Here is a 21816-nt window from a genome sequence, read left to right as displayed (position 1 = left end):
GCTTTACTGGCCCGCGGCTTTCGGATCGTTCTGGAGGAGATAACGCAGCAGCAGCACGCCGCCGCCGAGCGGCCGCGTGCTCTCGAGTGTCATCGCGGTGACGGGCGCACGCTGTTCGCTCTCGGCTTCGCCCGAGTCGAACACGATCGGCGCACCACTGGCACCGTCCACGGCCGGACAGAGGATCAGGTTCAGCTCATCGATCAGCCCCGCGCGCAAGAATGCGCCGTTGGCCGCGCCGCCGCCCTCCAGCAGCAGCCGCTTCACGCCAAGCTCGCGATTGAGAACTTCGAGCGTGAGCGAAAGATCGATCTCCGACTTGCCGGCGAAGACGTAGGACACGCCCTCGCCGCGGAGACCGGCCAGATGCGCATCCGATACGCGCTCGGTCAGCACCACGACGATCGGATCGCCGCCAATGTCCGAGCGGCCCCAGCCGATCTTGCCGTGCGCATCGAGCACCACGCCGTAAGCTTTCGCGTCGCGCCGCGCAAACCAGTTTTCACGCGGGAATGTCGCGCTCGTCGTGGGATAGGGCTTGCCCTTGGCGAACTCCGAGCCGGTGACGCGGCCGATCAACCAGGCATCGCCGCCGAGCTCGTCATGTATCTTCTCGAACCAGTCCGCGCCTGCGCCCTTCGGACGCCAGCGGCTGTGATGGGTGCGGCCATCGACGCTCGAGGCCATCAGGCAGATGACGTAGGGCTTCATGCAATTCTCCGTGCTTTCTTCTCAGGCCGCCGGTCCGCCACCCTCGAGGCGATCCTTGGCACGATCCCTGGCACCGTCCTTGGCACCGTCCTTGGCACCATCCTTGGCGCCATCCTTGGCGCGATCATTCAGGATCACCGCCAGCGGATTGAGCCTTGGCGGCGCGACCAGCTTGAGTGTGTTGGCGTCGTGATGATTGAACGGCGCACCTCGCACGAAAAGCTCGGTCTGGATCAGATAGGTCCAGCTTCCATCGTCGTTGAAGGTGATGTCGCAGCGGTAACTGTCGGTGCGGAAGGCTTGTTCCAAGAAGTCGGTCGAGCAGATCCCGTACGTCGTCTCGCCGCGCTTGGCCGTGACAGAGATCTTCTTGTCGTCCGGCCCGGCCTTGCCCGACGCGAGCAGCACCTGGCCGCGCGGAATCGCCAGCGTCTGCATGATCAGCCCGGTCGCCGGCTCCCACAACCAGTAGCCGACCTGGTCATGGAAGGTGATGTCCTCCTCGGGCGTGTTGATGTGGATGTGATAGCGCAGCCCATAAAACAGCTGCGGTCCGTTGGCCTGCGGATCGATCGGGTCCATCCGGATATGCTCGATGAAAACCCGCCGCTCCGGTCCCTCGGCCTTCGGGTTGATATCGACGCCCTTGTTGGCCTGCCAGACACCGGCGAGGCGGCGAAGCGGGCCAAGATTGGCGAGAGCATCGGGAGAAACATCATCGGGCTCGGTGAAGATGTCGGCGGGAATGGGGAGCATGGGGGCGTCTCCGCTGGGGTGCGGGGAGCAGCAATAGCATGAGGATGGTGTGCGTGGCTTCAACACGTCCTTCACAAGCGCGAGTGGGCAAGGGCCACATCTGGAGCCGAAAAAGCCGGCGCGGCCAGCGCGTCAGGTTTCGGGTGGCGCTCGCTGGCACCTTGCGGTTGGATGGCAGAGTCATTGCCGAGAGAACCGAAGGTAAACATGGCCGCCAGGACCTACGGGACGGTCTGTCCCGAGCGACTAAAGGAGATGAGCGGGCTGGAGTTCGTCAAGGGCCTTGCCAACGGGGTGCTCCCGCTGAACACGATCGCGCAGACCTTGGGCTACGACGTGGTGGAGGCCGAGAGCGGTCGGGTCGTCATCACGCTCGATCCAACGGCCGCGCACCTCAATCCATGGGGGACGGTGCATGGTGGTCTCAGGGCGACGCTCCTCGATAGCTGCATGGGCCTCGCCATCCAGTCGATGCTCGAACGAGGCGTTGGCAGCACGACGCTCGAGTTCAAGATCTCGCTTGTCCGAGCCATCACGCTGGAGACCGGCCAGATCAGGGCCGAGGGCACTGTCCTGAATTGCGGCCGTCGTGTCGGGACGGCAGAAGGCCGTGTAACCGATACCAAGGGCCGATTGCTCGCGCATGGCACGACGACCTGCCTGATTTTTTCGAGCTAGCGTTGTTGCACCCGTTCCACGGGGCTGTCAGTTCTGACGGGCATTGAGTCGAGCACCGTCACCGTAATGCGCTTCGTCCGTTGCCTGGCCTTTTGAGCTAGACGCGCGTGACGCGCATCGGCCCATCGCGCCCCCAAAAGAGAATCCCATCAACAAAGGCCAACCCGGTCTGCCGTATCGGGCGCCCACCGACATCGTCAACATCGGTACGACGAAACCAACGAATCTATGGTACCTCGCTACGGGCAGGGGAATATCAGGGGAATCGGATGCATTGTGCCTTTCGCAGGGTCGCTCGGGCGATCCTGGCCACTATCTCGATCATGGCTTTCGGCGTCGGCACGGCGCTCTCGCAAACCGCCAGCTATTCGTCACCTGCCTACAAGGAACCCGTCACCCTATCCAGCGAGAACGGCGTGCTCGAAGTCACGCTCACCGCGCAGCAGGGCGAGATCGCGCTCGACACCGCAGCGGCCCCGGTCAGGGACGCTCTCCTGTTCGGCTATCGCCTGGTCCGCGGCAAGGCGTCAAACGGCGTCACCGCTGCAAAGGGCCTCTATCCGGCACCGACGCTGCAGGTCTTCCCCGGCGAGCGCCTCGTCATCCATCTCGAGAACGCGCTGTCTGGACTCACGATCCGCGACTTCTACGACCCGCGATACACGCTGGCCGGCGGCGAAGTACCGACCTATCCCGAGCAGCTCGAGGTCTCGCCGATCAATCTCCACACCCATGGGCTGCACGTCAGCCCGAAGGGGAATGCCGACAACGTCCTCATCCACATGCCGGTCGGCACGTCGAGTACCTATGTGTACGACATCCCCACCAACCAGCCGCAAGGAGCCTATTGGTACCATCCGCATCTCCACACGCTAACGACGGCGCACGTCTACGCGGGGCTTGCCGGCCTGCTTGCGATCGGACGGACCGACGGCAATCTTCCGATCGTGACGCAGAAGGGGATCCCGGTCCGCAACATGATGCTTCAATACAACTTCGTGTTTGATCGCCGGGGGCCGAAGCCGCAGCTCAACAATCCCAACTGGCCGCAATTCGTCAGCACCCTCACCCCGCCCGCGCCGGGAGCGCTGGCGAACGGGACCTATCGCCCGATTCTCGCGCCGGTGAATTTCACCGCAGCGGCGCCCGGCTCCCGCTTCGCCACCGTATGGTATGCAGGCCCGCTCTCGATCCAGAATATGCGCGGGCGCTTCCAGTTCATCCCGAACAATCTCCAGACATTTACGGCCAGCAGCGGGCGGGCGGATGACGTGCCGGCCGATCCGTCGCTTCCCGACCATCTCCGCGATGTCCAGTTCACGGTGAACGGCCAATTCCAGCCAACGCTGCGGAGCAAGCCGGGACAGACCGAGATCTGGGTTCTCGCGAATGTGAGCGACATGGCCTATATGAGCGTGCGCCTCACAGAGACGGCGACCGGGCACCATCCGAAGATCGCCATCGTGGGGCAAGATGGCAATCCCAGCCCTGCAGTCCGCTATCCCGTCGAAGAGAACGGAACCCGCCTCGTCATACCGCCGGCATCGCGCTTCGCGATTGCGGTCACGATGCCGGATCGCGGTGACCTGATTCTGGAAATGCCGGAGCGGGGTGCCGGTGCGCGAGCAGAAAATGCGCCGGGCATCCTCTACACCAGCAACGGCACCGAAAATCCGCCTGCGGTGCTTGGCACACTCAGCGTGCTGCCGTCTGCGGTGAGCTATTATGACGGGTTCTTTCTGTTCCCGACCCAGGTCCTGGCGCGGGCCATGACCGAAGGGGACAAAGGAGAGACCACGGCCTTCACCGAAGGCCAGCCACTCGGCGCCTTCACGCCATTCGAAGATCTCTCCACGGTCACGCCCGACTTAACGCGCCATATTCTGATCAATGGCGGTTTTCTCAACGACCTCGCGAGCACGCATGATCCCAAGACCTTCATCTATGCTTTCGACAGCGGCGCGTTTCCAAACGTCCCCCTGATCCAGCCCCGCCTGAATTCGATGGAAGAATGGGTGTTTCGCAACGAGAACAATGACGAGCATCCCATCCACGTGCATGTGAACGATTTCCAGATCACTGGCATCTCCGACCCCACCACGGGGCTGAAGGTCGGATCCGTGAAGCAGGGCATCGACAATGCCAATGTGCCGGTCCCCAATCTCGGGCCGGAGGAGTCCGTGATCCAGCCCGGCACGCTGTCGATCAGGACCCGCTTCAAGGACTATGCCGGCCTCTTCGTCATGCACTGTCATCGCCTCAATCACGAGGACAACGGTCTCATGGCGCTGGTCAATGTCATCCCGGCCGTATCGTCCTATGCGGTGGCGATTCCGGGCAGCCACGGTCGTCCGGCCACGGTCAGGATTCTGGACGGCGACAGACTGCTCGCGACAGTCACGCCGTTTCCCGCATTCGAAGGCACTCTGAGCGTGGCGATGGGCGACGTCGACGACGACGGCATCTACGATCTGGTCGTCGGGGCCGGTGCCGGCCACGCGTCGGAGATCGCCGTGTTCTCCGGCGCAGCGAAGAATGGCGCTGCCCCCTTCGCAACACAGCTTGCGCGCTTCAACGCGTTTGGCGCCAACGCACGCAACGGCGTGAGTGTGGCGGTCGCGAAGATCGACGGCATCACCACCGGCGACAACATCATCGTCGGCTCCGGGCCCGGCGACAAGAGCGAGGTCAGGGTCTTCAGCTCCGCGCTGCCGGTCCTCGGCACCGCGCCGAGCGTGTTCTCGTCCTTCAGCCCCTATCCGGGGGATCAATCCGGTGTGGTCCTCGGCGCGGGATTCGTCGATTTCACCACTGGCCGCCAGAGCATCGTCACGGCGCCCGGACCAGGCGCTCCTTCCACCGTGAAGGTCTTCGTGTTCCCGCTGCTCGAGCCGATCGGTCACGCGTCCGGCGATCATCACCATGGCTCCGCCGGCACCGGGCAGCCGGTGGCGACGACGGAATTCTCACCTTTCGGCGGCGCCTATCGGGGTGGCGTCACGCTCGCCACCGGCTGGCTCGCCGGCACGCTCGGCGGCGCCGAACGCATCGTCGTCGGCCAGCGTGACGGTGGGGTGGTCAAGATCTTCTCCAGCGGCTCGGCGCTCGATGGCGGGCCTTCGATGTATCTTCACAGCGCCGCTGCGCATCCTCATGCCGGCTTTACCGAGATGGCCTCCTTCGTCCCCTTCGGCGAAAGCGCCCGCGGCGTGAGCGTTGCCACGACGAGCACGACGGACGGGGCAGACCTCCTGGTCAGCCCGTTGTCGTCCAGCAGCAATGCCACCATTCGCCGCTTCGCGCTCGAGCGGCCCAGCAAGACCGCGACGTCGCTGGCAGCCGTCCTCAGGGCCGAGATCCCCGTGGAGGGACCGGTCACTCTCGGCGGCGACTGAGGGTGGAAGTCACGGTGCTCAGGGGCGGAATCGCGCTTATCCTCTGCAGCGCGATGAGATCAGGATGAATCGTCATCGCGCTTCAGGTCGTTGCTTGAGCATGTTCTCCGCGCAAACGCGTTCCGCGTTTGTCGCGAGGGAAGACCGCCTCACAGTTTTCCGGATCATGCTCTAAAGGTTTCGTCTCACACTTTCGAGAAATCGTTCTTTCTCGCCAGGCGCGTAACCTTGGGAAGCTCCGTAATACGGCTCATTGAAATTATTGTACGGTGCGGCCCGGTATTGGATCGGCGGCCCAGATGGCGCGTAGATCATGCCCTGATTGGGACGAACAATAGCGTGCCGCCGGTGTGCGGGATGCGCCGTAGCTGCGTTCGCAGAGCCACACAGGGTGACCAAAAGGGCTAAGGCCAAAATAGAACGCATCGCTTTTTTTCCAATCGGCCACCCGTCCCAACCAACAGCAGCTTCACGATTGGTCACACCTCTTCAGCCGAAGGTGCGTCGAGCAATGACTTAGACACTGGCTACGGGGCGCGGCGGTTGATCCAAGTCAAAAGCGCGCCGGGCCAATGGCTTGCAGCCGGACAGGAGCGGCGCCGCTTGTCGCGTCGATGCCCAATCCCAGTCCGGTAACGGCGAAGGGCTTCGTTCTATTGACCTATGTCAAATCGGCCCTCTCCCACTCAATTCCGATTGGGGTTGGTGCCGCGCAAGCTTGGAGGACGAGCGACATGCGGATCCTTAGAACGATATGCTGGATATGCGCGTTGCTCGGATTGCTGTGTACCAGCCTTCCTTCACGAGCCCAGACAAGCGATCAGACAACTCAAACGCCGAGCCCTACGCCCTCGTCGGTTCCGGAGCAGCAGCCGCTCAAGCCGGCCGAACTCGAGGCACTGGTCGCGCCGATTGCGTTGTATCCGGATACATTGTTGTCGAACGTGCTGATGGCATCGACCTATCCGCTTGAGGTGGTACGCGCAGATCGCTGGATGAACCAGAACAAGAACCTCAAAGGAGACGCCCTGAAGATCGCCGCGGAGAAACAGGACTGGGACGCGAGCGTCAAGGCTTTGGTCGCGACGCCCTCGGTTCTCCAGATGTTGCACGAGCACCTCGAATGGACGCAAAAGCTCGGCGAGGCGTTTTTGGTGCAGCAGCAAGACGTGATGGACGCTGTGCAGCGGTTGCGTTCAAAGGCCTATGACAGGAACAAGCTGGTCACGACGCAAGAGCAGAAGGTGACGGTAAGGCAGGAGCAGGACCGACAGTTCATCTACATTGAACCCGCATCGGCGGACAGCATCTACGTCCCCTACTACGAACCGCAGGTGGTTTTCGGCGATTGGCCGTACTCCGATTATCCTGCCTATCCCTACTACTGGGGCTATCCCGGCTACGTCGGCGCCGGCATCATCGCGACCGGCGTGGCCTTCGGCGCGGCCTACGCACTGGGGCGATGGGCCAGCGGCGGCTACTGGGGCGGCGGCGGATGGTGGGGTGGCAGCCGGGTCAATTGGGGTGGCGGCGCTATCGACATCAATCGCGGTGCTCGCGTTGAACACTGGCAGCACGACGCAAGGCATCGACAGGGTGCACGCTACAACAATGCGAACCTGCAACAGCGATTTGGCAATGCCAATCAACGGCCAGGTGGGAACCGGCAAGGATTAGGGGCCGGCGCCAATCGTCCGAACGCGGGCGACCGGACGCAACGCGCCGACCGCGGCCGAGCGACAAACAGGCAGGCAGGCGCTGGTCGAACGGCCGGCAATCGCCAAGTGCGTGACCGCTCGGCGGCGGCCAGGAACGCAAGGTCTGCAAGGTCAGGTGGTCGCGCGGCGCACCGCGGAGCTTCCAGAGCTGCGCATTTCAGGCCTGCGGCGGGTCGCGGGGGCGGAGCGCGGTTCGCAGGCGGAGGACATCGAGCCGCAGCATTCCGGGGCGGCGGAGGCTTCCGTGGTGGTGGAGGATTTCGCGGCGGCGGTGGCGGTTTTCGGGGCGGCGGCGGTGGAGGGTTTCGAGGCGGCGGCGGTCGTGGCGGTGGACGCCGCTCGGACATCAACCTCAAGCACGATGTCGTGCTCCTCGGCCGGCTCGACAACGGTCTTGGTTACTATCGCTTCGCCTACAACGGCAGCGACAAGCTCTATGTCGGGGTGATCGCGCAGGAGGTGCAGACTGTACGACCCGACGCAGTCACACGCGGCAGCGACGGCTATCTGCGGGTCCATTACGAACGGCTCGGTCTCAAGTTCCGGTCGTATGACGATTGGGTCATCTCCGGAGGCCTGCCGCCGCGCTGAACGGCCACGTCCCCGGCCTCCAAGGCGAACGCTTGATTTAGGTCATGGCTCGCCGGTGGGGCCGGAAGCTTCATCACACCACATCGCATCACAAGTGGAGCATACGGATGTGGGTCCTGATGTACGTCTTCTCCTACTCGGTCAATCCTGCCGCCACAAACGACAGGGCGGAATGGCGGCTCTACCCGAATGTGGTGTTTCAGGAGTTCTCGAACGAAGAGCGATGCAACGCGGCCAAGACGGCGCTTGAAGGCAGCTTGAAGGAGGCGGGAGCCACACTGAGAAGTGGATTAGAGGACTTGAGGAGCCTGGGTAAGGCCGACCCAGCGCAGATCATCGTTGCCTACAAGGTAGAATGCCTTCCGAAGTAACGTCGAAAATCGTGGGACCGCAGAGTGTAGATCGACAATTGTCGAGCACGAATAGCCATCGACTTTCGTTGGCCTTGTCTACATTCGGGAGACGCACGGGAGTTTGAGAACAGTCAGAAGCACGTCCGTATTTCTCAGTCCGGGCCCTTTGACTTAGATCAACTCGCCGCTAATCGGCAGGCTCGTTCTGTTCGGGGGCATACGATACGAGCCTCAGGAGTTTGCAATGATGAAAGCAGCCGTCGCAGCGATTGCGCTTTTGACGACGACCTCGTCTCTCACGTACGCAGCAGAGACATCATCCACCGTCGGAGTGGGACAGCCCGGCGCAGCCGACCTGAAAAGCCTGACGGATATGCGTGTCGGCATAGTCAAGGCCGCCTTGCAGCTGACACCCGATCAGGAAAAATACTGGCCGGCCGTCGAGGAGGCCATCCGCGCCAGGGCGAAGAACCGGCAGGCGCGCTTGGAACGGATAGCCGAATTACACGATGGTGAAACGGACGCCCTCCACCAGAGTAATCCAGTCGAGCTTATGCAGCGCAGAGCGGACCGGCTCATTCAGCGCGGTGGCGACCTCAAGAAGCTCGCCGATGCTTGGGAGCCGCTCTACAAGACGCTGAGCGAGGATCAGAAGAAGAGGATGTCCTTCGTGTCATATGTCGTCATGCGCGGGATGCGCGATGTGATCGAGCACAGTCGCGAGACCGACGAGGACGACGAATAGACACAACGGTGTGAAGATATCGCCTTTCGGCGTACAAGCCGGCGTAGCGCTCCGCGACGCGGCCTTGCGGCTGGTGTGGATGACTCCAAAGCACTGCCGCGTCGGCAGCCATATTGTTGGTGCTGCTGCCCTGTGACGACACCACGCGCGATCTGAGATGACATCAATGGACGTCGACACCGGCGGGAGACAACGACGATCTCTCCCGTCAGCCGAGAAGTTGGGTTTGCCGAAAATGATGGCTTTGGGGAGTGAACCACCTGGCCAGGGCGCGCACCTCGTCTTCGCATGTTTCCAGTGCGATCTTCTGGGCGAGCATCACGTCGCCGATTGGCAGATCACCAATCGTCGTGAAACACAGCCCATCGCGGAGGCGGCCTCTTTTGTCAATCTCGCATACGTTGACCGAGGTGCCGGTAAAGATCCTGTAATGATTTCCGGTGTTGCCTCCGACCACATCGAAGTAGCCGTTGCTTGCGAACTGCTCGCGCTGCGCCTGCGACAGCCAATCTCGCAGCATCCGCAGCGACCGCCCCTCAGGCGTGGCCTCCGCGCCGCGCCTTAGGAAAAGGGCTCTCGTCGCTCTCATGCGGGAGCGGGTACCCAACGGCAATGGTCGAAATCGAAACATGACAGGAAGGCGACTACCCGCCGATCAGTCTGGGAAAAAAGAGTGTTTCTTCCGCCGTGGGGTCGAACGATCGGATTTTCGATACCTGACCATGACTGGTCCTGACCGCTGCGGTGAAGCCAACCCCGGTCAGTTCGTAGAACCGCCGTTCCGCTCGGGCCAGCTCCTCTGCGTCGTCGGAGTTGAAGGAATAACGGCTATCGCCGCTGCGGTCCATCACGAGCTGGATTGGCATGATTGCCCTCCTATGATCGCTGTGGTCGGAGATCCTCGATCCAAAAGTATCGCTTGGGCAACGCCCAGTCCGGGCGTTGCCGTAGCCGCGCTCCTTTAGCCTCGCTTAGCCGCCTCGTACGTGTCCCGGTATCCTCTGGCAATCGTTCGAACGCCCCGTCCGATATCGTCGTAGACATCGTCCGGCAGGTTCGCCAGGGAGACACGCAGCGACCATTCGGGGGCATCGAAGCCGCCACCATTCAGCAGCACGATCCCGTGGGCTTCCGCCAAGCGGAATGCAAGATCGAGCGGATGAATGTGCTTCTTCAGATAGTCGACGGCTTCGTCCCCGATGTTCTTCCGGGCCCAGAACTCGAAATCGATCAGGGCGTAATAGGCGTCGTAGTTGGGATTGGGCGACAGCTTGTCGGCAAGTCCCAGGCCATCGAGCAGTGCCCACAGCCGCTTGTTGACGATTTCCATGCAGGCGGCCTGATAGGCCTTCTTCGCATCCATCATCTCCGCGAGCGAGAAAAGGCTCATCATCACCTGCTGCGGCAGCGACAGGCCCGCGGTGTGATTGAGCGCGACGTCGCGACTGTCGGCAACGATCCGATCGATGAACTTCAGCTTGCGCGGCTCCAGCGTCAGCGGTCCGTAACGCTTGTCGAGCGCCTTCACAGCGTCGTCGGGCAGCTTCGCGATCATCTTGTCGAAGATGTTGTCTTCATGAATGGCGATGGCACCGAGCCGCCATCCCGTGCAGCCGAAATATTTGGAATAGGAATAGACGCCGATGGTGTTGTGCGGGAGCTCACCCAGCAGCGAGCGGAAGCCGTGGACGAAGGTACCGTAGACGTCGTCGGTGAGCAGCATGAGGTCGGGGCGCTTGGTCTTGACCAGCTTGCCCAGCTTGGCGATCGTCTCCGGGCTCACGCCCATCCCGGAGGGATTGGCGGGATTGACGATGAAGAACGCCTTGATCTTCGGATCCTCCAGCTTCTTGATTTCCTCGTCGGTAAACTGGAATTTGTTCTCCTGCGGTGCCCTGATCTGGACGACCTTGAGGTCGTAATCTTCCAGATGCGTCATCTCGATGTAGGGTGTGAAGATCGGCGTTCCCAGCGCGATGGTGTCGCCGGGAAGCAATAGGCGGTTGGCCTTCAGCGACTTGAAGAGGTAGCACATCGCCGCCGTGCCGCCCTCGACCGCATAGATGTCGAACTTGCCGGCCGGCCGCGGATCACCGCAAACGGCCCACATCAGATATTCGTGCACGACCTTTTCGTTGTGCACCAGCATGCGGTCCGGCACCGGATAATTGTCCCCGATGATGGAATCGACGAGTTCGTGGACGAAGGCATCCGCGTCGAAGCCGAATTTCTTGACCGCAAAGGGCAGCATCTCCGAAAGGAAGCTCGCACCCGGCATCTCGGAGTGCTTGGCGAGCCAAGCCTCAAACCGCGCGGCAATGCCCTTCGCCTGGGGCATGCCGCCAATCCCCGCCGGGTGCTCCATGACCCGCTTGCTTTCGGTGATCGCGAACTGTCCCAGCAGGAAGAAACCTTCGCGCGGCGTGGTGGCCACCCAGTTCGGGTTGCCGCGGCCGGCGTTCAGGAACGCGGATTGCGTCCGTTTCGACGTCGCCTTGGCGAGATTGATCAGCTCGTCCTTGATCTCGAACGGGCTCAGCGCCTCGAATTTTTTCAGGGTCAAGATGTCGGCCATGTGACACTCCCGGACTGTGCGATCTGTTGGAACGAGCACGAGGTGGACCAGGCTCTGGCGCCCGCGAAGATCGCGCCGAGGATGATCGGCGCCCGCTGGCGTCTCTTGATCTACCTCAAGGCATAGGCGGCAATGACGCTCCGAATCTCCGCCATGCCGCAACGCACCAAGACGATGTCGTCGGTGATGCCTCGGATGCCCCGCAGCTCGGCCGTTGCGCTTGACATAAATCAACATGTCCTGTCCGGACCGTCGCCTCATGTTGGTCGATATTGCTTCAGCTCTCGTCGTCGGGTCTTCGATTCTCGAAGCGGAGCGGGAGCGAAGCGGGCGCACGCCGACGGCATGAACGGGGTGACATCATGATCGACTGGTTCTTTCAGACGCTCAAGACCTATCCGGAAATCGCGATCTTCCTGTCCCTGGCGCTGGGCTACTATTTTGGCTCCTTCACCTACAAGGGTCTGGGACTTGGAGCTGTCACCGCGACGCTGATTGCCGCTGTCATCATCGGCCAGATCGGGATCACGATTACAGGCCCGCTCAAGCCGTTTTTCTTCCTGATGTTCCTGTTTGCCATCGGCTACGGCGTCGGGCCGCAATTCGTGCGCGGCATCGCGCAGGACGGTGTTCCCCAAGCGATCTTCGCTGCCGTCGTGTGCGTGTTCTGCCTGCTCGCCGCGTATCTCGGGGCGAAGATTGCCGGTTACGATGTCGGCTCGGCCGCCGGACTCTATGCCGGTTCGCAGACGATTTCGGCGTCAATGGGTCTGGCGACCGATGCCATCAACCGGCTCGGGCTGTCGCCGGAAGAAACCAAGAAGATCCTCGACGGCATGCCCGTCGCCTATGCGGTGACCTACATCTTCGGCACCGTCGGATCCGCGATCGTCCTCGCGCTGCTTGGGCCGGCCCTGCTCGGCATCGATCTGGAAGCGGCGTGCAAGAAATATGAGGAGGAGCACGGCGGCAAGAAGCAGTTGGGCGGTCCCGGCACCGCCTGGCACCAGTTCGAGGTCCGCGCATTCCGCGTTCGCGAGCGCGGCCCGGCGGTCGGGAAGACGGTGCAGGAGGCCGAGGCGCTGGTCCCCGATCAACGGGTATTCATTCTGCGGCTGCGACAGAGCGGGAAGATCATCGATGCCATCGCCGATGCCGTGATTCATGCAGGCGATGTCGTGGCCGTGGCAGGCCGGCGCGACGTGCTCGTCCAGCTGATCGGCGAACAGGCGGAGGAGGTCGACGATCGCGAGCTGCTTGCCATGCCGATCGAAGGTGTCGATGTCTACGTGACCAGCAAGGACGTCGACGGCAAGACCCTGGAGGAGCTGGCGAAGAGCCCGGCATCGCGCGGCGTATTCCTGCGCAAGATCACGAGGGGTGCGATCGCGGTCGAGATTCCCATTCTTCCCAACACCAAGCTGAACCGGGGCGACATCGTCACCATCGTTGGACGCACGCCCGATGTCGCGGCCGCGACAAAGATGCTTGGCCGGCCGGATCGCGCAACCGACGTTGCCGACGTTGCCTTCATCGGTGCCGCCATTGCCATCGGCGCGCTGGTCGGCGCGATCGTCTACAAGATTGGCAGCGTGCCCCTCACATTGTCCACCTCGGGAGGAGCGCTGATCTCAGGCCTGTTCTTCGGCTGGCTGCGTTCCGTGCGGCCGACCTTTGGCCGGATTCCCTCGCCTACCGTCTGGTTCATGAACTCCGTTGGCCTGAACGTTTTCATTGCCATAGTCGGCATTTCGTCGGGGCCGGGATTCGTTGCCGGCCTGAAGGCGCTTGGCATCGGCCTGTTTCTCTGGGGCGTCGTGGTGACGACCGTACCGTTGATCCTCGCAATGTATGTCGGCAAGTACCTGTTCAAATTCCATGACGCCATCGTGCTCGGATGCTGTTCCGGCGCACGGACCACGACTGCCTCGCTCGGCATGATCAACGATCGCGCCAGGAGCCAGATTCCGGGTCTTGGCTATACCGTCACCTACGCGGTTGGAAACACGCTGCTGACGATCTGGGGCATGGTGCTCGTCATGCTCATGACATAGAAATCGGCTGCCCGAGATGCTGACCTGGCTGGAGCAGTTTCTCGTCCGTTATCCGGAACTCGCGCTGTTCCTGGTTATCGCCGCGGGCTACTGGATCGGAAGCTTCAAGATCGGCGCCTTCAGTCTCGGCCCGGTCACGGGCGCATTGTTCGCCGGCCTGGCGGTCGGCGACTTCGCGCATGTGCCCGTTTCCAGCATGACCAAATCGTTCCTGTTTCTGCTGTTTCTGTTCGGAGTCGGCTATTCCGTCGGTCCGCAATTCGTGCAGGCGATGAAGCGCGACGGGCTGAAGCCGATGCTGCTCGCCGTCGTCGTGTGCCTCACCGGCCTTGCGTCCGCAATCGCCGTGGGGCGGATACTCGGGCTCGACCCCGGCTTTGCGGCGGGGCTGATGTCTGGGGCGCTGAGTCAAAGTGCGGCGATGGGAACGGCGACCGACGCGGTCAACGGCCTCTCGGCGCCCGAGGCGCAGCGTGCCTTGTATGTTTCGCACATCGCAGTCGCTGACGCGGTCTGCTACATCTTCGGCTATGCGGGCGTGATCACGTTCTGCACGGTGATAGCGCCTGCGCTCCTGAAGATCGACCTGCGGGAAGAGGCGCTCAAGCTCGAGCAGTCGCTGGGAATGACTCGCACCAAGCCGGGTCTGGCATCCGCGTGGCGAAAATTCGAGCTGCGGGCCTATCGGCTGGACGAGAGCTCTCCCCTCGCCGGATCGACCGTCGCGGCCGCCGAAGCCCGCCTGCCCGAGCACCGCCTGTTCATCCATCGGATCCGCCGTGGAGAACGTATTCTCCAGGCGGAGCCCGGCGCCATCCTCGCGCCAGGCGACATCATCACGATATCGGCGCCGCGTCAGATCATCGTGGAGCTGATCGGCGCCCGCGCCGAGGAGGTCGAGGACAGAGGGCTGCTCGACATTCCCTTGATCTCCGCTGACGTTTTCCTGATCGATGCCAAGCTCGCCGGCATGAACCTGCAGGAGGCCTCACAGCGGGACTGGACACGCGGCCTCTATTTGCGCTCGTTGAGCCGGGGCGGCCAGGAGCTTCCGATTGCTCCCGGCGTCGTCCTGCAGCGTGGCGACCTGCTGCGCGTCGTCGGCCCCGAACCGGTCGTGGAGAACGCGGCGAAGAATATCGGTGTCATCGTTGCCCCCAGCACCAGCATCGATTTCGTCGTGCTGGGGCTCGCCATCTTCTTCGGCGGCGTCGTTGGCGTTCTCGTGAGTTTTCCTGTCGGCGGCATCAAGATCGCGCTGAGCACGAGCGTCGGCACGCTGCTTGCCGGGCTTCTGGTCGGATACCTCCGCACGCTCAATCCGCGCTTCGGCCGGATTCCGGACGGCGCCGTCAGCCTGATGACATCACTCGGACTGGCCGCGTTTGTCGGGCTCACCGGCATCCATGCCGGGCCGATCTTCCTTTCCGCCCTGCGAGAATCGGGCATCGGCCTGCTGCTCGGCGGCATGGCAGTGACCCTGCTGCCGCAGATCGTCGGATTCTGCTTCGGTCATTTCGTCTTGCGCATGAACCCAATTCTTCTGCTCGGCGGTCTGACCGGGGCGCAAACGGTAACCGCGGCAATGGCCGCCCTCCAGGAGCGATCGGGAAGCCCGGTGCCAGTGCTCGGCTATACACCGGCCTATCCTATCGCGAACATCCTGCTCACAACCTGGGGCTCGGTCATGGTTCTCGTATTTGCGGCCTGAGCCGACACAGCATCATCTATATGTCGGGAGATTCAGCCTTCGGCCGCACCGCGAAGAGCCAGCCATCGGCAAATGTGCTCGTTGGAAAGACGGACAATTGGAGGACTGCGACTCCGAAGCCGGAAGTCATTCCTGTTCCGGCACCACGAATCCCGCAATGCATCACCTTGCCGCGTTTGCGACCCGCGGGCAGTGGGCGGCCCGCGAGATCCTGCACGCCTGTCTTATGCCGCTCGTGCGGGGACTCTTGCTTACAACGTAAAGTTGGTCTTGAATGGAGCTTTGCCGCTTCTGCCATTCAAGAGCCCAGCGATGATCCGCAGCACGATTTTCCTGATCGTATCGATATTGAGCACGACCGGACTTCTCGCCACGAGAGCAGCGGCCAATTCCGCAGAGTGGACGGTCATGGTTTTCATGAACGCAAAAAACAACCTTGAGCCCGATGCCATCGAGAATTTCAACGAGATCGCGAGCCGGGGAAGCACGAGCGACGTCAACGTGCTGGTCGAGATGGGAAGGCCGGTTGTTCACTTCACTGAGGCCGCAGAGAAGTGGTCAGGCGTCCTCCGATTTCGCGTGAAGAAGAACCAGGAGCCGGTGCCCGCGCAAGCGGTTGTGGATCTCCGGGGTAAGCCCGAACTTTCCGATCTAGGGTCCCCCGCCGCCCTTCAGGACTTCGTCGATTGGGCCGTGGATACTTATCCGGCCAAGCGCTACATGCTCGTCATCTGGAATCATGGGCAAGGCTGGCGGTTTCAGTTGGCGAGCGATACTAATGTGCGGGCAACTTCGGCATCCAGAAATCCGAGTGTCCAGACGGTCAACGCAGCCGATCTGCAGAGAGCGGCGGAAAACACGCCGCCGCTCGGCGGATTCCGCGCGGTTTCCTTCGATCAAGACACAGGCAACTTCCTCTACAACAGCGACATCCAATCGGTCACGGAGACTCTTTCGTCCCGGCTCAAGAAGCCAATTGATGTGATCGGCTTCGATGCCTGTCTGATGTCGATGCTGGAGACGGCGTATGCGTTCAGAAGTTCATCTTCCATGCTCGTCGGTAGCGAAGAGTTGGAGCCGGGCGCAGGTTGGGACTACGACTATTTCCTGAAAAGGCTGCTCGCCAAACCGTCGATGACTGCACTTGAGCTCTCCCGTGCCATCGTAGATGGCTATCGTGCTCGTTACGGCAATTCTCATTCGACGACTTTGTCTATTCTTGATACGCCCAAGGCGCTCGAGACTGCGTCCGCCGTTTCCAAGTTTGCCGATGTCCTCATCGCTAAGCACGATGGGGAAAAGTCCAACATCGTTCAAGCGCGGTCCGCAATGAAGACGTATGGATCTAGCGCGGGCATGAAGACATCCGTCGACTTGATCGGCTTCGCCCATGGGTATGCGGCCATAACGAAGGACGCGGATGCCAAAAAGGCCGCCGAAACGGCGGCCGCAAAGGCGTCTGAGATCGTTCTCTATAACTACGCTTCTGCTCGCAGCAAGAAGGATACGGGTTCGAACGGCGTTGCGATATATTTTCCGGCGTCCGCGCAGGACTTCCGGTCCGACCCTTACCATGAAGGCTATCTGAAGAAGAACACTTCTCACGTCGTCGATTTCGTGTCGAAGGAACGTTGGGCCGATTTTCTCGAGCGAAATCTTCAGTGATTTGGGCGAGTGTTGCAAGGCAGGTAAGGTCTAATGTCGCCTGTTCGGTGCTCATCCTTCTGCTGTCGACGATTGCGCAATGTCTCGCAGAGCAGCGGAATCCGATCGAGTTTAGGGGCGCCCTAGAGTCGTTCGCGCAAACCGTGGCCGATCGATGGGGGCACCCGCAGGCTTCGCACTTCATCCTCACGCTCAGCCCTAAGCAGAATATTCATGGTCCGATCTTCGTGAACTTGGCGAACTCGCGAAGCGGCGATGGTGCCATATATCGGGACAACTGCGTCGCTACTCCGTTCGACAGCGTCATTGATTGCGATCTGAAGCTCGTTGATGACTTGATCGATGACTTCCGGCTGATGGAGATCTTCGGGAAAGGCACGCAACAACGCGCCATCTACAGGAAGTATATCTTCCTTTGGATCTTAGCTCACGAGTTGGGGCACGTCGCCCTGAAGCACGGAATGAGCGACTTCGGCGAGGGGACGAGCGGCGAGCGCGTGTTCGACGTCGAGAAACAGAGAAGCGAACTTGCTGCGGATGCCGCAGCGATCAGCTTCGTAGGAAATCTCGAGCAAGCCTCGATTCCGGCATATCAAACGGTTCTGGACATCACGAACGCGCTTCTACGCAAATCGATGTGTCCGGACACGTTTCCGAAGCTTTGCCCCAAGATCCCATTGGGAGGCGTAGGGCTGGACTTCGACTACACGACCGACGCACCGATAAGAATTCCCTTGTCGGGCACTCACCCCGCATTCGTAGCCCGGTTTCTGCGAATTCTCTACCTGTCTGGCGTCGACACTTCAGCAAATTCCATCAATTTTCTCGCAAAGGAAGCCATCGACCGGTTATCCGTCGAGACGGATACGAACGATTGGCGGTCTTTAAAGAGCGCACTACAACGATGAGATCGAGGAACACGCGACGATTTAGCGGAGCGGTCGCGCAAGAGACCGGTTCAATCGTCCAATTCCGACAATCGAAACGCCTGAGGTCTTCCCGCCGTCGACCGACCCTCCGGCGCATGCGTTACGAGCCCTTGCAAACTCTCGACATCCGCGTTCGTGATACAGCGAGAGATCTGCAACGTGCTCGCCATGATCGAGCCCGCCGAGTCCGAATGGCCGAGACCAATCCAATGCCCGACTTCATGAAGCATTATTTGCATAAGATCCAATGTGCGGGCCCCAGAGCCTACGCACGTGACGGCGTCGGTACCCATGCAGAATCTGTAATCTCGGCCATTCAGCTCGACGAGAGTCGCATCTTCTTCACACGCGATGATGTTTGCTCCCCTCCCGCATGCAGTTGGCCGATCCGTCGGCATCAACAGCGTTATGTTCGTGATGATGCGGCTGTCGGTTGCTGTTGAATTGAAGCACCTCAGAGCGGCTTTGATCCGGTATAATTCCGTTGGTTCGGATCCCAAATTCATTGCGCAGACCAAGCGTCGCTTTTCTTCCGTTATAGGCGCCTCACCGAAAAGTTCGACGCCGCCAGCGCCGGTTGCCGCACGTTCGAGAAGACGATTCCCTTGAAGGCCGCCTGGTTGACCGGGTGCGAATATCGGATTCGCGATGTCCGATCTCAACCAATATTGAGTTCCTATCCGTAGGACGGATATCGCGTCGTAATTGCAGCCGCGACAGTTCGCGAGCCAAATCCCGATTGCCGTTCGCAGGGATCGAAGAAGAAAAACAGAGCCTTCCTGACTTGTGTTTTCCGGTAGGTCGATCCCCAATCCTGTCGAGATCGCAAACGCAATCAAAGGCGGCGGGCTCTGCTGTATTGGTGAACGAGCAGCCCCGGGGGTCCAAGCGCGGCATTGATAGCAGTCGCTGGCAATCTTCCAGGCGAGCGATCCGGAGTCACCTGCAGCATGCGCGGGGAGCGGCTCCGAGCCCACCTCGCGGAACGCCGTTGCATAGATAGAACTGAACGTTGGTGTGCCAGCCTCGCCGATCGGCTCAATCTCAACTCGCCAAAGAGGGTGTATGATCCGGTCCCAATCGGCTTGGCCGGTCAGATACCCGTGTCCCTCAGTCGGCGACAACTCGACGATCGATTCGCAAATTCCGCGGAACGCCAGACCACTCGGCTCTTTTGCGTATAGACGAACGCGCGCCCTGACAGGACGGTCCGCCTTCAACTTGATATACAAGTATCGGCCAGCAGTTGCGAACCAAAGCCACGGGGTATCGGACTTGATATTTTCATTGCTGGTCGTTCTCGCCGGCTCGAGAGTACCGCCCTCACGAATCGAGGTCGCGCTTTCCCCGCAAGGACGGGAGGGCTCGCTGCCGTCCCCCGAAAATGGCTTGTCGGACGGCAGCGGCGAGACGGCCGTCAATCTTGGACCTCCGGGCGTAGCCGGAGCGTGCATCATAACGTCGATAACGTAAGGAAACTCGCCGGTAGGACCTCCGCCAGCGCTGTCGAAGACCCTTAGCCTCCAGACCGAGACGTCACCTGCCGTCGAGGGGGTGCGAACAGTGACCGGCTTGGCGGTGCTGAGCCATTCTGTGGTGCATCGGTCTTGAAATTCACTGGCATCGTCCGTCTTTCTGTCGATTTCTATGCGCACTTGGCCTTCGAACTTCGAAAGTGTCCTATGCATCGCAACAAATAACGGGCCCGGACCTCGCACCTGCACCTCTTGCGGCAGATCGACTCGCGCTGACTTTGCGACGAACGAAAGCATAGAGCTCTTGGGTATGGCGCTCGATATCTCGCATCGCACTTCGCTAGTCGCCGAATCGGCCTTGGCTGGCGCCTTCCCCGCAAATGCTGCGAGAACGATAACCCCCGATAAACAGAAACGGTAGTTGAACATGGCATCTGATCCAAACGTCTTTGGCTTCCCTTGGTCTTGAGACCGCCAAATCTAATTCACTTTCTCGGAATCCAAAACTAGGTTGCCAAGTAAGGACGATGCTACTTGATCGCCGGTTCGGTTTGTGAAACGCTCGTGGATAGGGGCGTATGAAATGGTGGGCAGGCGTATTCTTGCTGCGTTTGGCAGCTTGGTCGTGGCTGGTTGCGCGACCATGCCGACGGAGCAGCTTGATGGCGTTTCCATCGTCGCGGTGGAAGAGCGCGTCAAATGCGAGATAGGACAGGCCTTTCTTGCATTGCATGGTAAGCAGGGATATCCGGACCTGTCGAAGTGGGCTGCAGGCCTCACTCTTACGCTCGCCATAGATTCGACGGGCACTCTCGCGCCTTCGGCGTCATTGGCCGGGCCTTTCGGGAGCGTGACGCCGCTCGATCTGAATGTCGGTGTCGTACACAATTCTAAACGTACGGCCCTTCTGAAGATCTATGTTTCATTTCTCGAAGCTTCACATCATCCATGCCCCGCACCGGGTCTAAGTCCGCTGCAGGGCTCGCTTGGTCTCTCAGAGTGGATCGTCCGCGTCTTCGACGACCAGCGAGAGGCGGATGCCCGATCGGAAGCAGTCAACCGTCCAGAGGATAGATTCAAGCCGACGGTTTTCGACTCGAAAGATAAGGCAATCGGCTACTCTCTCGACTTTGCCTTGACGCTGAGTGGTGGCATCGCGCCGACCTTCGTCCTTACAAGTGTGACTGCGAAGTCGCCGCTGTCCGGCGAGTCCAAGTCCACTGACTCGATCGATCTCGCCTTGGTAGAGCTTTCGGATGAGGATTTCCGAAAAGAGTTCTATACCGTCGTGATCCCGGCGCATAAAAAGACGATCAAGCAGAAGACGCGTGCGGGCGAAACGATCGAAGAGACCGTGGAAGTGCCCGAACAAAAGGTCACCCGATCCCGTCCAGTTGCCGTGGGCATCGGGCCTTACACGAAAGCGCATATCGACAGCGTGATTCAGGAACTTCAGTTCCGAACTTTGCTCCCTCGCCGTTAAGCCTTTACGATCAAAAGCATTGGGTCGACTTTCGAGAAACGTCGTGCGGGATGAGGACGTGGTGCAGTTCGGACGTACTCCGAGTGAAGGCACCTCGTCGTAGAGGGCTGTCGTTGGCATCGCAGGCGATAGCGCAATTGCCGCCGGTCTTGGCAGAGAGAGCCTTGATATCGGCAAGCGACTTTTCGGACGACCCTTCGTTGATCAGCGAGACCAGACCATCTTTCAGCTTGCCAATGGATTCCACGAAAGTCCGACCGCCGGAAACGATCGAATTCCAATAAGCCGAGGCGCGATCGCGGTAGGCGCATGTAATCGCGAGGTCGGAGAGAGCCGCCCACGCACTACCGCCGCTGAAAGCGGCTGGCATAGCAACCGCGCCGATGCCCGCCGCTGACGCGAGCAGGAAGTTGCGCCGGCTTAAGAGCTTCCTTCGGTTCGAAGTCGTCGAGATGGAGCTGCTGTTCGTTGTTGCGTATATCGAGATAGGCGTTTTCGATAACGGCCTGGAACAGATTGTCCTTGCTCCCGATGAGCGCCTGGTCCGGTTCACGTGGCAATACCATTTGAAAACTCCTGAATTCTTGACGCTGGTGAACAGCGAGATCTTCACCGGGCCAGGCACTTGAAAAAGTCGGCGCTGATCAAGGTGGCAAGCCGCAAATTCATCACCATGCTCGCCAGCATACTTTAAACAGGCGAAAAAAGCGGGGAGTTTCGAGCAGGGATTGATCCCGTGCAATTGAATATTACGATTGCGGCGGTTGGCTACTATTACCCGACCAACCGATCCACCGGCTCGATAATTTATGATCGCGACCTGATGAATCCGGATGCGCTGGATGAGCGCCTGCAATTCAATATCGACACCATCATTCAACTTGTATGCAAGCAGTAACCTAGTAATCCTCCGCTGGGGGCCGCCTTGTCAGGTGGACCGTTGTGTTGAGAACTGTCCTTATGGACAGGCATACTCA

The 21816-nt window shown here is 60.7% G+C and carries 19 protein-coding genes; 11 read left to right on the top strand and 8 right to left on the bottom strand.

Going from position 1 to position 21816, the window contains the following annotated elements; translation table 11 throughout:
- Nucleotides 1-3: 3 nt before the first annotated feature.
- Together SO140_RS40225 and SO140_RS40220 are read right to left on the bottom strand one after the other, a co-directional pair.
- On the bottom strand, nucleotides 4-711 hold the full coding sequence (locus SO140_RS40225) for a RibD family protein (RefSeq protein WP_449381353.1): 708 nt from the start codon (nucleotides 709-711) through the stop codon (nucleotides 4-6).
- 21 nt (nucleotides 712-732) lie between these two features.
- A complete protein-coding gene (locus SO140_RS40220) occupies nucleotides 733-1467 on the bottom strand; it encodes an FABP family protein (RefSeq protein ID WP_498543910.1) in 735 nt (244 codons plus the stop codon).
- A gap of 207 nt (nucleotides 1468-1674) precedes the next feature.
- On the opposite strand from SO140_RS40220, the gene SO140_RS40215 reads away from it, so the two are divergent.
- From SO140_RS40215 to SO140_RS40195, 5 genes are all read left to right on the top strand, one after another.
- Nucleotides 1675-2145 (top strand): PaaI family thioesterase, encoded by a 471-nt coding sequence (locus SO140_RS40215; protein ID WP_474803838.1) that lies wholly within the window; start codon nucleotides 1675-1677, stop codon nucleotides 2143-2145.
- 269 nt (nucleotides 2146-2414) lie between these two features.
- Nucleotides 2415-5540 carry a multicopper oxidase family protein gene (locus SO140_RS40210; RefSeq protein ID WP_498543909.1) on the top strand — a complete coding sequence of 1042 codons (3126 nt, stop codon included), beginning with the start codon at nucleotides 2415-2417 and terminating at the stop codon, nucleotides 5538-5540.
- A gap of 734 nt (nucleotides 5541-6274) precedes the next feature.
- Nucleotides 6275-7849 (top strand): DUF3300 domain-containing protein, encoded by a 1575-nt coding sequence (locus SO140_RS40205; RefSeq protein ID WP_498543908.1) that lies wholly within the window; start codon nucleotides 6275-6277, stop codon nucleotides 7847-7849.
- Nucleotides 7850-7956: 107 nt separating this feature from the next.
- The gene (locus tag SO140_RS40200) at nucleotides 7957-8220 is read left to right on the top strand and encodes a hypothetical protein (protein ID WP_449381358.1); all 264 of its coding nucleotides are present in this window, start codon (nucleotides 7957-7959) and stop codon (nucleotides 8218-8220) included.
- A 226-nt stretch (nucleotides 8221-8446) separates the two neighbouring features.
- Nucleotides 8447-8947 (top strand): Spy/CpxP family protein refolding chaperone, encoded by a 501-nt coding sequence (locus SO140_RS40195; protein WP_449381359.1) that lies wholly within the window; start codon nucleotides 8447-8449, stop codon nucleotides 8945-8947.
- Between the two features lie 208 nt (nucleotides 8948-9155).
- Here SO140_RS40195 and SO140_RS40190 read toward each other — a convergent pair whose 3' ends face one another.
- The 3 genes from SO140_RS40190 to aspD all read right to left on the bottom strand — a co-directional run bounded on the left by SO140_RS40190 (nucleotide 9156) and on the right by aspD (nucleotide 11522).
- Complete coding sequence (locus SO140_RS40190; protein ID WP_449381360.1) at nucleotides 9156-9467, bottom strand: hypothetical protein; 312 nt, start codon at nucleotides 9465-9467, stop codon at nucleotides 9156-9158.
- A 124-nt stretch (nucleotides 9468-9591) separates the two neighbouring features.
- Nucleotides 9592-9813 (bottom strand): hypothetical protein, encoded by a 222-nt coding sequence (locus SO140_RS40185; protein ID WP_449381361.1) that lies wholly within the window; start codon nucleotides 9811-9813, stop codon nucleotides 9592-9594.
- Between the two features lie 95 nt (nucleotides 9814-9908).
- The gene (aspD, locus tag SO140_RS40180; RefSeq protein WP_449381362.1) at nucleotides 9909-11522 is read right to left on the bottom strand and encodes an aspartate 4-decarboxylase; all 1614 of its coding nucleotides are present in this window, start codon (nucleotides 11520-11522) and stop codon (nucleotides 9909-9911) included.
- A gap of 362 nt (nucleotides 11523-11884) precedes the next feature.
- Here aspD and aspT (SO140_RS40175) point away from each other — a divergent pair, with 362 nt between their 5' ends.
- From aspT (SO140_RS40175) to SO140_RS40160, 4 genes are all read left to right on the top strand, one after another.
- Nucleotides 11885-13576 carry an aspartate-alanine antiporter gene (gene aspT, locus SO140_RS40175; protein ID WP_449381363.1) on the top strand — a complete coding sequence of 564 codons (1692 nt, stop codon included), beginning with the start codon at nucleotides 11885-11887 and terminating at the stop codon, nucleotides 13574-13576.
- 16 nt (nucleotides 13577-13592) lie between these two features.
- Nucleotides 13593-15287: an aspartate-alanine antiporter gene (gene aspT, locus SO140_RS40170; RefSeq protein ID WP_474804197.1), complete on the top strand. Its 1695-nt coding sequence runs from the start codon at nucleotides 13593-13595 to the stop codon at nucleotides 15285-15287.
- A 312-nt stretch (nucleotides 15288-15599) separates the two neighbouring features.
- A complete protein-coding gene (locus SO140_RS40165) occupies nucleotides 15600-16952 on the top strand; it encodes a clostripain-related cysteine peptidase (protein ID WP_449381365.1) in 1353 nt (450 codons plus the stop codon).
- A 47-nt stretch (nucleotides 16953-16999) separates the two neighbouring features.
- Nucleotides 17000-17860, top strand: coding sequence for a M48 family metalloprotease (locus SO140_RS40160; protein ID WP_449381366.1), 861 nt, complete (start codon nucleotides 17000-17002; stop codon nucleotides 17858-17860).
- 50 nt (nucleotides 17861-17910) lie between these two features.
- On the opposite strand, the gene SO140_RS40155 is transcribed toward SO140_RS40160, so the two are convergent.
- Complete coding sequence (locus tag SO140_RS40155; RefSeq protein WP_449381367.1) at nucleotides 17911-19785, bottom strand: matrixin family metalloprotease; 1875 nt, start codon at nucleotides 19783-19785, stop codon at nucleotides 17911-17913.
- A 154-nt stretch (nucleotides 19786-19939) separates the two neighbouring features.
- Here SO140_RS40155 and SO140_RS40150 point away from each other — a divergent pair, with 154 nt between their 5' ends.
- Entirely contained in the window at nucleotides 19940-20839 is a 900-nt protein-coding gene (locus SO140_RS40150) for a hypothetical protein (RefSeq protein ID WP_498543907.1), read from the top strand.
- A 10-nt stretch (nucleotides 20840-20849) separates the two neighbouring features.
- Here SO140_RS40150 and SO140_RS40145 read toward each other — a convergent pair whose 3' ends face one another.
- Entirely contained in the window at nucleotides 20850-21086 is a 237-nt protein-coding gene (locus SO140_RS40145) for a hypothetical protein (protein WP_498543906.1), read from the bottom strand.
- 97 nt (nucleotides 21087-21183) lie between these two features.
- Entirely contained in the window at nucleotides 21184-21405 is a 222-nt protein-coding gene (locus tag SO140_RS40140) for a hypothetical protein (protein ID WP_449381370.1), read from the bottom strand.
- A 170-nt stretch (nucleotides 21406-21575) separates the two neighbouring features.
- On the opposite strand from SO140_RS40140, the gene SO140_RS40135 reads away from it, so the two are divergent.
- Nucleotides 21576-21737, top strand: a complete 162-nt coding sequence (locus SO140_RS40135; protein WP_449381371.1) for a hypothetical protein — start codon at nucleotides 21576-21578, stop codon at nucleotides 21735-21737.
- Nucleotides 21738-21816: the final 79 nt, after the last annotated feature.

Source organism: Bradyrhizobium sp. UFLA05-108, assembly GCF_059803455.1.
The sequence above is the reverse complement of the archived record's forward strand: the minus strand, read 5'-3'. Positions and strand labels throughout refer to the sequence as shown.

Bases quoted from the DNA above. Each gene is read 5' to 3' on its own strand.
- SO140_RS40225 (WP_449381353.1), bottom strand. From the start codon at position 711: ATGAAGCCCTACGTCATCTGCCTGATGGCCTCGAGCGTCGATGGCCGC.
- SO140_RS40220 (WP_498543910.1), bottom strand. From the start codon at position 1,467: ATGCTCCCCATTCCCGCCGACATCTTCACCGAGCCCGATGATGTTTCT.
- SO140_RS40215 (WP_474803838.1), top strand. From the start codon at position 1,675: ATGGCCGCCAGGACCTACGGGACGGTCTGTCCCGAGCGACTAAAGGAG.
- SO140_RS40210 (WP_498543909.1), top strand. From the start codon at position 2,415: ATGCATTGTGCCTTTCGCAGGGTCGCTCGGGCGATCCTGGCCACTATC.
- SO140_RS40205 (WP_498543908.1), top strand. From the start codon at position 6,275: ATGCGGATCCTTAGAACGATATGCTGGATATGCGCGTTGCTCGGATTG.
- SO140_RS40200 (WP_449381358.1), top strand. From the start codon at position 7,957: ATGTGGGTCCTGATGTACGTCTTCTCCTACTCGGTCAATCCTGCCGCC.
- SO140_RS40195 (WP_449381359.1), top strand. From the start codon at position 8,447: ATGATGAAAGCAGCCGTCGCAGCGATTGCGCTTTTGACGACGACCTCG.
- SO140_RS40190 (WP_449381360.1), bottom strand. From the start codon at position 9,467: ATGCTGCGAGATTGGCTGTCGCAGGCGCAGCGCGAGCAGTTCGCAAGC.
- SO140_RS40185 (WP_449381361.1), bottom strand. From the start codon at position 9,813: ATGCCAATCCAGCTCGTGATGGACCGCAGCGGCGATAGCCGTTATTCC.
- aspD (WP_449381362.1), bottom strand. From the start codon at position 11,522: ATGGCCGACATCTTGACCCTGAAAAAATTCGAGGCGCTGAGCCCGTTC.
- aspT (WP_449381363.1), top strand. From the start codon at position 11,885: ATGATCGACTGGTTCTTTCAGACGCTCAAGACCTATCCGGAAATCGCG.
- aspT (WP_474804197.1), top strand. From the start codon at position 13,593: ATGCTGACCTGGCTGGAGCAGTTTCTCGTCCGTTATCCGGAACTCGCG.
- SO140_RS40165 (WP_449381365.1), top strand. From the start codon at position 15,600: ATGATCCGCAGCACGATTTTCCTGATCGTATCGATATTGAGCACGACC.
- SO140_RS40155 (WP_449381367.1), bottom strand. From the start codon at position 19,785: ATGTTCAACTACCGTTTCTGTTTATCGGGGGTTATCGTTCTCGCAGCA.
- SO140_RS40150 (WP_498543907.1), top strand. From the start codon at position 19,940: ATGGTGGGCAGGCGTATTCTTGCTGCGTTTGGCAGCTTGGTCGTGGCT.
- SO140_RS40140 (WP_449381370.1), bottom strand. From the start codon at position 21,405: ATGGTATTGCCACGTGAACCGGACCAGGCGCTCATCGGGAGCAAGGAC.